9 protein-coding genes are annotated in these 13,430 nt (G+C 58.4%); 7 read left to right on the forward strand and 2 right to left on the reverse strand.

Annotation, left to right across the window (positions count from 1 at the left end; all coding sequences use genetic code 11):
- The 4 genes from P3T17_RS10065 (at window position 1) to P3T17_RS10080 (ending at window position 5,935) form a co-directional block, all read left to right on the forward strand.
- The gene (locus tag P3T17_RS10065) at window positions 1–1,545 is read left to right on the forward strand and encodes an acetolactate synthase large subunit (protein WP_429406341.1); all 1,545 of its coding nucleotides are present in this window, start codon (window positions 1–3) and stop codon (window positions 1,543–1,545) included.
- A 28-nt stretch (window positions 1,546–1,573) separates the two neighbouring features.
- Window positions 1,574–2,470, forward strand: a complete 897-nt coding sequence (locus tag P3T17_RS10070; protein WP_429406343.1) for a phosphate ABC transporter substrate-binding protein — start codon at window positions 1,574–1,576, stop codon at window positions 2,468–2,470.
- Between the two features lie 214 nt (window positions 2,471–2,684).
- A complete protein-coding gene (locus P3T17_RS10075) occupies window positions 2,685–4,529 on the forward strand; it encodes a hypothetical protein (protein ID WP_429406345.1) in 1,845 nt (614 codons plus the stop codon).
- 158 nt (window positions 4,530–4,687) lie between these two features.
- Entirely contained in the window at window positions 4,688–5,935 is a 1,248-nt protein-coding gene (locus tag P3T17_RS10080) for an MFS transporter (RefSeq protein ID WP_429406346.1), read from the forward strand.
- A 33-nt stretch (window positions 5,936–5,968) separates the two neighbouring features.
- Here the strand turns inward: P3T17_RS10080 and P3T17_RS10085 are convergent, their stop codons facing one another.
- On the reverse strand, window positions 5,969–7,267 hold the full coding sequence (locus P3T17_RS10085; RefSeq protein ID WP_429406347.1) for an MFS transporter: 1,299 nt from the start codon (window positions 7,265–7,267) through the stop codon (window positions 5,969–5,971).
- Between the two features lie 193 nt (window positions 7,268–7,460).
- Complete coding sequence (locus P3T17_RS10090) at window positions 7,461–8,489, reverse strand: hypothetical protein (protein ID WP_074267224.1); 1,029 nt, start codon at window positions 8,487–8,489, stop codon at window positions 7,461–7,463.
- Window positions 8,490–9,328: 839 nt separating this feature from the next.
- Between P3T17_RS10090 and P3T17_RS10095 the strand changes: the two genes are divergently transcribed.
- The 3 genes from P3T17_RS10095 (at window position 9,329) to P3T17_RS10105 (ending at window position 13,359) form a co-directional block, all read left to right on the forward strand.
- Complete coding sequence (locus tag P3T17_RS10095) at window positions 9,329–10,357, forward strand: porin (RefSeq protein WP_429406349.1); 1,029 nt, start codon at window positions 9,329–9,331, stop codon at window positions 10,355–10,357.
- Between the two features lie 586 nt (window positions 10,358–10,943).
- Window positions 10,944–11,873, forward strand: a complete 930-nt coding sequence (locus P3T17_RS10100) for a helix-turn-helix domain-containing protein (protein ID WP_429406351.1) — start codon at window positions 10,944–10,946, stop codon at window positions 11,871–11,873.
- 358 nt (window positions 11,874–12,231) lie between these two features.
- On the forward strand, window positions 12,232–13,359 hold the full coding sequence (locus P3T17_RS10105) for a lactonase family protein (protein ID WP_429406353.1): 1,128 nt from the start codon (window positions 12,232–12,234) through the stop codon (window positions 13,357–13,359).
- The last annotated feature ends 71 nt before the right edge of the window (window positions 13,360–13,430 follow it).

Below are 13,430 nucleotides of genomic sequence, written 5' to 3' on the forward strand. Positions count from 1 at the left end.
ATGAACGGAGCCGAAAGCCTGGTTCAGACGCTCACCGATCAGGGCGTCGACATCTGCTTCGCAAACCCGGGCACCTCGGAGATGCACTTTCTGAAGGCGCTTGAGAACCCGCGTATGCGCAGCGTCCTTTGTCTGTTTGAGGGCGTGTGCACCGGCGCTGCGGATGGCTATTACCGGATGAAAGAGACGCCGGCCTCTACGCTGCTGCATCTCGGACCGGGCCTCGCGAATGGTCTGGCCAATATCCACAATGCGAAACGCGCATCGTCGGGTATGGTCAACATCGTGGGAGAGCACTCGGCTTCGCACCTGAAGTACGATCCGCCGCTGACGTCTGATATCGAGGGCCTCGCGCGGCCGTTGAGTCACTGGGTGCGCCGTGTCGAGTCGCCGCAAGCGGTGGCCTGGGACGTTGCGACGGCGGTGAGCAAGGCAAGCGGACACCCGGGGCAAATCGCAACGCTCATTCTGCCTGGCGATACCTCTTGGCAGGATGCGGGCGAACAGGTCAAGCCGCCGCGCGCGGTTGCCAAGGCGAAAATACCGGACGCCGCGCGTATCGAGCACATTGCGAAGGTGCTGCGTTTGGGCGAACCGACACTCATCGTCCTGGCTGGTGGGTCGACACGCGGACGCGCAATCGAGCTGGCGGGCAAAATCAAGGCGGCGACCGGCTGTCGCATCGCGACGCAATTCTTCAGTTCGCGAATCGAACGCGGAGCAGGGCGCGTTACGCTCGAACGCATTCCTTATGCGGTTGGACTGGCTGTTGAGTATTTGAAGGAATTCAAGCACATCGTCACGGTCGAGACGACCGAGCCGATAGCTTTCTTCAGCTATCCTGACAAACCGAGTTTGCTTAAATCGCCCGCCACCAGCGTTCACTCGCTGGTGGAAATTGGCGAGGACGGTGCTGCTGGTCTTGAGATGCTGGTTGAAGCGTTTGGCGCAACGAATACGGCAGCGGCTTTTCAGTCACGTTCCGACGCCCCACCGCCGACCGGCGCATTGACTCCAGCGACGATTGCCCAGGCGCTCGCCGCGGCGCTGCCGGAAAACTGCGTCCTCGTCGACGAATCGCTCACCACTGGCCGCGAGACGATGGGCCTGACTGTTGGCTCTGCGCCTCATGACCTGATCAATAACATGGGCGGCTCGATCGGCTATGGCACTCCGGTTGCCACCGGCGCCGCGCTCGCCTGCCCTGAGCGGCGCGTGTTCTGCATGGTCGGCGATGGCAGCGCGATGTACACCATCCAGTCGCTGTGGACCCAGGCGCGCGAAGGCCTGAACATCACAACGATCATCTTTGCCAACAACAGCTACGCCATCCTCAAGGCCGAGTACACCAACATGGGCGCCGGCGCACCCGGTGCGCGTGCATTGGCGATGATCGATATCGATCGTCCCCGCATCGACTGGCTGGCGATGGCAAAAAGCATGGGCGTTCCGGCTGTCGCAGTCGATACGGCCGAGGCCTTCTACAAGGCCATGGCTGACTCGGTGAACGAGGCTGGCCCCTGCCTCATCGAGGTCAGGCTGTAAATCTATTCAAGCGTAAGGAGAGACATCAATGACAACGACGCGGACCGACGTGCCGACGCTGCGCACCAATCTGGCCGATTATCCGGTAACGAAGGCAATGAAAGACGGCCGTGTGAAGTCGGACCTCGTCAACCTCGACTATTGCGGACCAACGCCGGCCCATAACGGCTTCAAGGCGATGGTTCGCGAGAACAAGTTCGACGCGGGCGAACTGGCCATCGTCACCTTCCTGCAGGCCAAGGCGTATGGCAAGCCCTATGTCTTGCTGCCGACGCCGATCTCGGGACGCTTCCAGCATCATTGCGCCGGCTACAACATCGACTTCGGCGAGTTGAAGCCGAAAGATATCGAAGGCAAGAAAGTCGGTGTACGCACCTATACCCAGACAACAGCGCTCTGGATTCGCGGTATTCTGCGCCACGAATATGGTGTCGATCTCGACAAGGTGACGTGGATGACGCTCGGTGACGGGCATCTCACTGAGTATCGCGATCCGAACAACTGCGAGCGCCTGCCCGCTGGCTCGTCGATTCCGCAGATGATGCTCGACGGTGAATTAAGCGCGGCGTTGCTTGGCGAGGACATGCCGAAAGACCCGCGTGTGCGCACGCTGGTGCCGGACGCACAAGCCGCGGCCAAAGGCTGGTTTGCGCGTGAGGGCGTTGTGCCGATCAATCACATGTTTGTGGTGCACGCCGACATTTCGAAGAAGCACCCGGAGGTGGTTCGCGAACTGTACCGGATGATCGTCGAAAGCCGTGCGCTCACCGAAGGCGGTGTGCCGGCTATCTTCCCGCCGATCGGACTCGAAGCGAACCGCAAGGGGATCCAGTTGGCGATCGATTGGGCGCTCGATCAGAAGATCATTCCGCACCGACTCTCGGTTGACGAACTGTTCGACGACGTTACTGGCAGCCTTGGCTGAACGACTGCGGGGACAGCGGGTAGACGCGGGATGCATAGGTAAGCAACGGAAGCACAATGCGTCGACGAAAAGCACGGCGCAGAAGCAGTCAAGCGGTTGAGCGGTTCCACGCCGCTCACCTACGCATAATTAATGGAGGCATTTTGCTGTGTATCTAACTACGTCTTTGAAGAAACTCATGGCTTGTGCGGCCATCGGGGGGGCCTGGATTCTCATGCCGACGGGAGCAGGCGCGGCGACGAAAGGCACTTTGCTGCTCGATCGCGTGGGGCCTGTTACATCCGAGCTGTATATCTCCAATGCAGACGGTAGCGGCGAGCACAGGCTGCTTTCAACCGATGGTTTCGATTACCACGCTTCGTTTTCGAAAGACGGACAGTGGATCATATTCACATCGGAACGCGACGGTCTCGGTCAGTCCAACCTTTATCGTGTGAAGGTGGATGGCACGGACTTGCAGCGGCTCACCGATCACCCCGGCGTTTCGGATGCGGCCGTTTTTTCGCCGACGAACCCGAATATCATCGCCTTCGTTTCGTCGCGCCGAGGCGAGAAGGACTACGGTACGGTCAACATCTGGACGCTGAACATCGCGACCGGTGCCCTGAAGAACGTTACAGGTGCGCTGAAATTCGATCCGAGCAAGCCGCATAGCTATTTCAGGCCTTCCTGGTCCCCGGATGGCAAGTGGCTCGCCCTTTCTTCCGATACGGGCTCCGATTGGCGCGGCCACAATCTGCCGGTCGGCTGGGAGCGCACGCAGGAAAGCAGTATCTACCTCATCAAGCCGGATGGCTCGGACTTGAAGAAGATTGCCAGCAATCCCGGCTTCGATGAAGGTTCGCCTTCGTGGTCGCCCGATGGCAAGCACGTGGTCTTTTACGAAACGCCCGTGGAGTCGACCTGGGGCGTACACCGTCCCGAAGGAATCAATAAGGTCAGCTCGCAACTGGTATCGGTGGATGTGTCCACGCTCGAGCGAAAGGACTTGACCTCGACCCCCGGTTTCAAGGTGTTTCCGCAATACTTGAGCGATAACAACATCGCGTATCACGTGAAGGGTGGCGACACCGAAGGCTTGTACACCACAGCTGGCACGTTCCGCTCGACGGCCAACTCGGGTATCCGCTCGCCTCACTATTCGTCGGACGGCAGCAAGGTGGTCTACGAAAAAATCACGATGCGTCCGGCACATACGAATGGCACGCCGTTGTATAGCTTCGACCCGGAGTGGAACTATCGATACATCGATGTGTTCCCGCAGCTGTCGCTGGATCGGCAGAAACTGGTGTACACGGAGAAGGCAGTCAACTCTTCCATTGCCATCATGAACCCCGACTTCACTGGCTATCAGCGGATTTACGATCCTGCGAACAGCGGGCTGGATCCGGTCATGATCAAGCAGGGTCTCGCCGGTGCATTCCAGCCGACCTGGTCGCCGGATCGTCAATGGGTCGCCTTCGGCGTAGGGGACTGGTTCTTTACGCGTGGCATGGGCCCCGGCCGCATCATGCGGATCAAGACCGACGGCAGCATGAACGGCAAGCCGGAAGTCCTGACCGATGGCTCGATCAATGCGGGTTTCCCGAGCTACTCGCCGGATGGCAAGAAGATCGTCTACCGCGTCTGGAGTCCGAAGGTGCAGGGTCTGCGTATCATCGATCTGGATACGCACGCTGATACGGCCTTGACCACCGAGCCGGACAACCTGCCTGGCTGGTCGCCCGACGGTAGCAAGATCGTGTTCACGCGCAAGGAAGTTAACCCGGCGGATCCGAACAAGTTCCACTATGACGTGTACACGATCCACCCGGATGGCACGGGCCTGACCCGTCTGACGACGCCGGGCGCGAACCAGGGCCATGCTGTCTGGACTTACGATGGCCGTATCGCGTATAGCTCAGGCGTGTATGGCTTCCGCGATGAACTCGCGCTGTACGACAACAGTTTCCAGCCCGATGGCCAGAACTGGGTGATGAACGCTGATGGTAGCGATCAGCATCCGATCACCGATACGCTGTGGGAAGAAGCGATGCCGCTTTATATTCCGAACCCTTAGGGCGGATATTGGATCGGCGTGGTGAAGGCGCTGTGCGGAAGCACGGCGCTTTTTTATTCGTGGGTCAACCAGTTCTGTCGTTGGCGGAAGACGCTGCCGACCACATCTACAGGCAACGCTTATCATGTCGGTCTGGGTAACCTACAGAGACATCATCGATGAGCGACACGCGGCGCGACCTTACCGGGCATCGTAGCCAGACGGCAACGTTCCTGAGCGACTACGGCTTCTGGGCGCTAACCTTTAGCTACGTGTTGAGCCAGTTTTTCCGCAGCTACGTCGCGGTCATTGCGACTCAGGTCATTGCCGATTTCCGTTTTTCATCGGAGATGTTTGGCTGGTTTGCCGGCGCTTTTTTTCTTGTATTCGCGTTCGCGCAAATACCAGTCGGCCTGATGTTCGACCGCTATGGCGTCCGTGCGCCGACCGCAGCGCTGATGGCCATAGGGACGCTCAGTGCCGGCGTGCTGGCGTGCACCGCTGATCCATGGACCGCCATTGCTGCGCAGGCCGGCATAGGGTTGGGCTGTGCTCCCGTTTTCATGGGGCTGCTCAACTACGTGCTCAGCAGCGGCGCTGGACCGCGGCAGACAAGTGCGGTCACGACCGCCAGCGCCATTGGTATGGCGGGGGCATTGCTTGCAGCGTGGCCGCTCAGCCGGGCCACTGCTGAAGCAGGGTGGCGTACCCCCTTGCTGATTGCCGCGGGGGCGATGCTTTGCGCTACGCTCAGCGTCGTCTTGTTCGTGAAGCGCCGGGATCCTGAGTCGCATGCGTTGCGCGTCGCAGGTGCGAACGGTACACCGCGCTCGGGAGTTGGGCGCTTCTGGGCGCTGGGGCCTGCGTGTCTCGCGATGTCGGTAGGTGCAACGTTTCGCACGTCATGGGGAGGCCCCTATCTGGCGGACGTGTTCGGCTTTGACCTGTTGGCACGCGGCAACGCGATGACGATCACCAGCCTGGCCGGAATCGCCGCGTCGTTCTCCATTCCTTTGATGGTTCGGCTCTGGACGCCCAAATCCATTTCCTTGCTATGGCTGATAGCGGGGGCACTTGCGGCCGTGTTGCTCGCTGTTCTCCCTGGCGCCAGTAGCGTCCTCGGCGTGGGATTGATCTGTGTCCTGTTTTCGGTAGGTGCGATTCATCCGTTGGTCATGTCACAGGCGCGCGCGATCACACCTGCTAAGAGGCTGGGACTCGCCTTGGGTCTGCTCAATAGTCTCGTCTTCCTGGGGGTGGCGTTAGCTAGCGGCTGTTTCGGCTGGATCGCGGGACATGCAAGGCTGGCGAACGCTTCGTCCGCTCAGGTCTATGCGTTGCTGTTCGCGGTCACCGCATTGCCGCTCACGGTCGGGGCAATCGTCTATGTTTTTAGTCCTCGCACACGGGCGCCGCGCTCGGCCTGATTCATACCGCTGGGTGCAAACGTTGCCGCGCGCCTAAATCGAAGTCTGCGTTTCTGTCTGCGGCGGTTCGAGGGCGATGTCGTTGACTTTCGGCGCCCATTTACGTTGAAGCAGCACCAGCGTGCTCGTTGCGCCCATCAGCAGGAAGGCGAAGATCGCCATCATCGGCAGTAAATAGCTGCCGCCTAGATGGAGCAACCAACCTGAAAGGCTGGCCGATACGCCACCTGCGAGGCTGGTGGCAACCTGCTGTAGTCCGGTGTTCAATCCAACCGCTTGCTTGGGGATCAAGGTCAGCTTGCACAGCGCCAGATTGTTGGCTGTGACAAGGCCAAGCAGCGAAAGCGATAGCACGTTCCAGAACAACGCCATCTCGAGCGACGGCGCATAGGCACCGAGCAGCACGGTGGTTCCACCAATAAAGCCGGCAACGATGAACGCTTTACGCACAACGACGGCGTCGTTGCCACGCGCGATAATCCGGTCTGCAGCCCATCCCGCTATGGCCGCAACGATCGCGATTCCAGCAAAGCTAAAGAAGGTATAAAGACCCGATCTCTCAAGAGAAAGACCGCGTTGCTCGACCAGATAGGCTGGCATCCAGGTCATGCAATAGAAAGCGAAATAGCTGTAGCAGAAGTTATTGATCAGTCCGCCCCAGACGACAGGGCTCGCCAGCAGGTTCTTAAGGGGTACAGAGGAAGCCCGGTGTATTGCTGCCGCAAGTTGCTCCCTGGACGGATAGTCGTTTTTGACCATCAGCAACCATGGCACGAGCCAGACCAGGCCAACGAGTCCCGTCGCAACGAACATCATCTTCCACGAATACGCGACGATCATCCAGGCCGCGATCGGTGCGCCCAGCGCGGGGCCCATCTTGCCGCCAATCGAAAAGATGCCTAGTGCGGTGCCTTTTTGGGTTTCTTCGAAGTTGTTGGCCAGATAGCGATAGGTAGCGGGAATCACAACGGATTCGGCCACGCCGATGAGCAGACGCATGATGATCAGGGCGGACAGCGTTGTCACGAGGCCAGTGACTGCCGCAGCGATGCACCACAGCGTGAAGCAGATCGTGTAAGGCCATTTCACGCCGTAGCGGTCGACGAGCCAGCCCATGGGCATCTGGACGAAACCGTAGGACCAGAAGACCGCTGAATTAAGCCAGCCGCGCTCGACGCTCGTCAGTGCAAATTCTCGAACGAAGCTCTTGTCCGCCAGAGCAGCGGACAGGCTCGTACGGTCGACAAACGAAATCAGCAGTCCGAGCGCGAGGAGCACGAGAATGCTCCAGGGATTCTCGGCTGCCGGTCGTTTCAATTGATACGTCTCCATGAATTCTCTCTTTTCGACCGTGCTCAAAAAAATACACAATCTTATCGGTCGAAGCTGCTCGGACTGAGACGCGCCATGCCTGTCAGCATTATTACTCTAAAAGGATAGCAGGCAACATCAAAGCGTTCTCCAGAACGACGATTGGCGACCCGCCTGACGGGTCGCCAATGAGCGCATTCACGAGCACTGCTGACTAGAAATGAACCTCGGCTACAAACATCGGTGCCGACGTTATCGTGCCGACCGTTTCGTTAGTCGGCGATCCATACATGTGATACCAGTATTCGTAACCTACACCGGCATAGACCACACGCGGATGACCGGCAAACGAACCCAGATCAGCCAACAGCGAAGCGCGAGCGAGAAACTCTGTCGTAGTCGGCACGCCGAAGCCGTCCCGGCCTTTTGGCCCGGTCACGCTGGCGAAGCCCTTGAAGACCAAAGGCACAGGCCCCGCCTGAAACGGAACGAGCCACGAGCTCTCGATGTGCCACGCGGGGTTGAAATGCACGTCCACGCCCGTGATGCCATTGTGGTTGCTCTCGGTACGAACGCCGGCCGTGATGTTCCAGAAGCCACGCGGCACGGCGAACTCGATGGTTGGGCCGAACACCAGCATCCGGGCACGTTCGCCGTACGCGTCGTTTTTGGTGCCGAACTCGTAACCGCCGGTGATACCAAAGTCGCGGATGAAGCCGTAACCCATGTAGTGGCCGAGAATCTTGCCGGCGCTCAACTCGACCCGGCCGATGCTATAGATTTCCTGAGCTCCGCCATTGGACGGCCCACCGGCTTCCGGGTTGGCGGAGTTCGAGACAAGGTAGTCCACGTTGAATGCGTAACTACCGTATTTGAAACCGCCGATGGTCGAGAGATAACCGATGTTCTGCACAACCTTGTCTGGCACACCGGGGTAGTGAAAATCGCTGCCATAACGGTAGCCGACATACGTATCGTTCCACGAAACAGGTGGCGCGCCGAACTGTTCCGCCGATTTCAAATCCGGAGCACTGAGAGCCGCTGCACCGTTCTTGTAGGTACCAGGGGCGCGTTGGCTCTGCGTCTGCTGGTCCTGCGGGTTCTGCTGGGTCGGCTGCGCTTGCGGCGGAGCGGAATCGCTCGGTGCGGTGATAACCTCTTCCGCATGACTCACTCCGCTCAAACAGCAGAAGATGGCTGCACCGAGAAGCGGCTTGCGCAAAGCTACGGATAATTTTTGCATGTCTCCTTCCATATGGTTTTTTATCGGCTCTGCTGCTGTTTAGTCTTCTTGGAGACGAACAGAGAGGCAGATGCTCGGGGCGAAATTGTCAAAAGCCGTTCGACGTACGATTGCTACGAGAAGCTAAGGCAATAGCAGGGCTTGGCGCGGTGCGCCAGATTGAAGTGGTTGTGCGTGTCTCCGTCCAGATTGGATCTGTGTTGATATGGGCGGCGTGGTCGTTTTTCGACTCTCAATCGCGCCGCACGGCCGGCAGCTCGCCGGGTAATCCAACACAGAAAATTCTTGTTGCGGTGATGAGGATAGTATTTGAAGGTCGAGCGCGTGCCTCTACACAAAAACTAGATTCGCTTGCATTTTTTGTTGCAGCGGTCGTGGCGCGATGAGATGGATCGGTTCGAACCATATCTCACCACTCAGACGTGCAGCACGTTGTTCCCACTACCTCCACGTCATCGCGGAAACGGAACGTTCCGCGTTCATCCACTAATCGACGAAAAATGCCAGTGAATCTAGTTTTTGTGTAGGGACGCACGGCCGGGCATCCAATACTCTTATTTCTCATCAAGGGCATTCGGCCCAAGCAGTCCAATTCAAAAAGAGCAACGGAGACTTTCATGGGACGGAGCATCGCTCTTGTCTTTTCGGCGCGATGAATGCCGCCGCCAGATTCGCTCGTCTCCCCCTCGTATCTCCTGGCACATGGTGGCCCGAAGTGCCAGGCTTATCGGCGCTTTGAGCGCGTTTCGCTACACGGTATGTGGTTGGAGGAATCTGCCGATTTTTAAAAATTAGGCATACGAAGTACATAAATAACTAGACGTTAAATCGGAGACTGCATGAAAAAGCTGACAGTTTTTGTGTCTGGCGCGGTATCGGCATGTGTTTTCAATGCCGCATACGCCCAGTCGTCAGTCACGCTCTACGGCGTGATCGATAACGGTGTGGAATATCAGAACCCAGGCTCTGCCCCTGCGACGATCCGCGCCATATCCGGCGGGCTGTTTGCAAGCCGATACGGCTTGAAGGGCAGCGAGGACATCGGCGGCGGTCTTCACGTCAACTTTCAGTTGGAGCAAGGCTTCTCGGGCGCGACCGGTGCTGCGTCGAATGCCGCTGATGCCTTTAATCGTCAGGCTTGGGTGGGCCTGTCCGGGAGCTTTGGTGAGGCGCGCTTTGGGTTGCAAAATACGCCCCAATACATATTCATGAACCCCGAACTCGACCCTATGGCAGTGATGAGCATCGGGTCCCCAATGAACAATTTCAACAGCCTGACCATCCGGGTCAATAACGCGATTTCCTATTTCACCCCCACGGTATACGGCCTCACCGCGCAATTTATGGTCGCGATGCGCGATCAAACGACCAGACCGAGTGACGGATTGCAGTTCTACAACGCGGCAGTCCGCTATGTAAACGGGCCGTTTCGCGCGGCGGCCGGCTATGAGCAGGCGGCCAATGCAACCGGGACGTCTATCCTGAAGGTGTTTAACGCAGGGGCTTCGCTCGGCGTGGGCGCTGCCCGGTTTTATCTGGCCTACCACACGGAGCGCCAGACCGACGACAGCGAGAAGCGTGACGTCTATGAGGCATCGGGTTCGTACTCGTTCAGTAGCGCTGACCAGCTGTCGCTGATGTACGGCTATGCGCATGACAGAACAGGGCAGGGGAACAACGCGCAGCAGGTTGGTTTGACCTATGAGTACTTCCTGTCGAAGGCCACCACCCTCTACGCGGCCACCGGTTTCATTCAGAACCGAAACGAAGCGGACTTTACCCTCAACGGTACTTCGTATGCAGGCGTCACTGTCGCGCCGGGTTCCAACACGCGCGGCGTAACGCTTGGAATGGTGCATTCGTTCTGAGTACGCGGCGCCCGCGTCTCGAGACCGGCGCCGCCCGTGGGGGTAAGTCGCAAGTTACCCCTTCGGAAATCTATGGAAAAATATGCCCTGTTTCCGCGATCTTGCGAGACGGTTAAGATTGCGTGCTGCACGGGGCGATTCCAGCGACGAGATACGCTGAAAACAGCGGATATTCGAGCTCGGCAGAAGATCTTCAAGACCTTCGGCGGCAGGATGGCCATTGGTAAATACCCTCCTGTAACTGCCGCAGATTCGACGAGCGGTTGGCTTGAAGTCAGGTTGGAATCCGTTCTCAACGTCAGTGAACGAACGTAGAGGCGGTTTCATAAATTCCCCGGGACTGTTAGCATTTCTGCAATCGCGATCGGCGCGAACCGTCATGGTGTCGTGCAACTTCGGCCCGCGCTCGGTGCGCCACTGTGTCGTGTGCGCTTCGAAGCCGATCGCTTCAAGAGCCAAGGTGCTCTACGCCGGTATATGGCCTGCGCGGAATTCGCGTCAGAAATCTTCCGCGTGAGGCCGGAATTTCAAGGACGGCCGTACGCATCGATACGGCCGCCAAGGAGACGTTATGACATACAGTACCGTGGCAAAGTACCCGCCCAAATCTGTCCCCAAAGCGAAGCAGACAACCGTTCCGAAAGTCCGCCTGTACGTTGAGCGCCCTGAAAAAGAGAACTGGTTTGTTCACGTTGGACATGTCACCGACAGGGGCCGCTGGAAAACGGAGCCCCACGCGCATCCCGCTTATGGTCAGGTGATATTCGTTCGTAGCGGCCGCGGCGTCATGAATCTCGAGGGAAGCAGCGTGCCGTTCGAGGGCCCATGTGCCTTGCTATTGCCTACTGAATGCGTTCACGGTCTCGACTATGAAATCGATGTGGACAGATGGGTCGTGACAATCGAGGTGGCGTATCTGACCCAGGTTAACGCCAAACTTCAGGAGTTCATCTCGCTCTGGGCGGCGCCCCGGATGATTCCGCTTTCCTATTCGGCCGAGGCGGGAATCGAGTTCTGCAACCTGATCAAGAGCCTCAAGCACGAGGTCGAGTCGGACGCGGTTGGTCATGTGGTGGGCACAGAAGCATTGCTGACGAGTCTTCTGCTCATGCTGGTACGCGAAACACGCCTGGAAGAAACCGGCAACGAAGGTGCAACACGCAACGATGTCCGCCAGGTCGACCGGTTCCGCAAACTGATTGACGAACATTTCCGCGAGAACCTGCAACTGCAAGACTACGCATCAATGATGGCCGTGTCCCTAGTGCAATTGCGTGCAGCATGTGCCTCCGCTACTGAGCAAAGTCCTACGAAAATGATCCACGCGCGCATTATTACCGAGGCAAAGCGTAACCTCATTTTCGGAGACATGTCGGTGGAGCAGATCGCCTTTGGGCTTGGCTTCGCGGACGCCGCGTACTTTACGCGTTTCTTCCGGCGGGAAGTCGGACAAGCGCCGAGCCAGTTTCGCGTCGCTGCCCGGCAGCAGCCTCATCGCAAAGTCGTTTCGCAGTAAGCGAACTCATGGTGCCGTTGGAGCGTCTATGACGCCAGCACCGGACCCCCTTTTTTGCCAGCGGTGGAATCGACTCCCTTGCCCGGGTCGCCTCCCGCGGCGATTCGTTCCCATTCCGCGCGACCCCATCGTCTCAAGCCCACGTTGTAGCTGAGCACATCAAAAAAGTGCAAGTGAATCGGACTTTTGTGCAGGGACGCGTGATTGCAACTCCGATACTCTTGACCGGCACGGTCACCGCATCGACGATCTCGAGACCGATGATTGACCGTTTGCGCGCTTTGAACGAATTTTAAAAAAACACACTATGAGACAGCCTCTCCCGAGAAACAGGCTGACGCGGTACGGAGCTGCCGCGATGCTTGTTTCGCTTGCGTCAATCGCAGGAACATACAGCACGCCTAACAATGCTGCCACGTTACCGGACAGTGCAACGACAGAACTCGTCTACGTGGGCACGCAGAGGAGCCAGATCGACGCGCTAAGCCTCGACACGGCCACCGGCAAGCTGACGGCAATCGGCCCGGTTGCGGAAGGACCTAAATCGACATGGGTCGCTGTACATCCCCATCTGCCGATCCTCTACGCGGTCGATGACGACAACGCCAGAGAAGGAAGCATCACCGCATACGCGGTGGATCGCGGGACGGGTGCGCTCACGAAGATGAACGCTGTTCTCACGGGGGGAAACGGAAGCACGTATCTGGGGTGGGACGCACCCTCGATGACCTTGTTCTCCGCCAATTACGCAAGCGGTTCCGTGTCCAGCGTCTCCGTCAACCCCGACGGAAGCCTGGGCTCACTCGTGTCGACGATCAAGGAAACGGGGTCCGGGCCGAACCGTCGACAGGCGAGCGCGCATGCGCACAGCGCTGCAGTCGATCCGTCAGGTCGATATGCGCTCGTCCCCGATCTGGGTGCCGATCGTGTGTTCGTTTACGGTTTTGACCGCGCAACTCATACTTTGTCGCCAGGTGACGAGCCCAACTCACGTGCCTTCGTCGTTCCACCTGGCAGCGGCCCCCGTCACATCGCTTTCGGTATGAGCGGCGAGTTTGTCTATCTGCTGACCGAACTGAGCGCGAATCTCATGGTGCTGCGCTGGGACGCATCGCAAGGACACCTGATGTTAGTGCAATCGGTGCCGACAACCAGCCCGGAATTCCAGGGGGCGAAGAGCGGAGCCGAGCTTGCGATCAGCGGTGACGGGCGTTTCGTCTATGTGGAGAACCGCGGTGAAAATGCGCTGGTTGTTTATAGCGTCAACCCTGAATCGGGCGAGCTTTCGCTTGTTCAGCGCACGTCCGCAGGCGGTGAGAAACCATGGGGATTTGGAATCGATCCGTCGGGAAAGTGGCTGCTAGTTGCCAACCAGCAAAGCGGCACAGTCAATGCGTTCAATATTGACCCTGTGTCTGGCATGGTTTCGAACACCGGGCAATCGGTTGACGAGCCGACTCCGGTCAGTGTTGCCTTCGTGAAATAAGGTACTACATCGCGTCGCCCCTGCACGCTTTTCGCTGTGAAGAAAAAGACGGCCGCTCCGGAGACGAAGGA

The sequence above is a fragment of the Paraburkholderia sp. GAS82 genome (genome assembly GCF_050436285.1).
Lineage (GTDB): Bacteria > Pseudomonadota > Gammaproteobacteria > Burkholderiales > Burkholderiaceae > Paraburkholderia > Paraburkholderia phenazinium_B.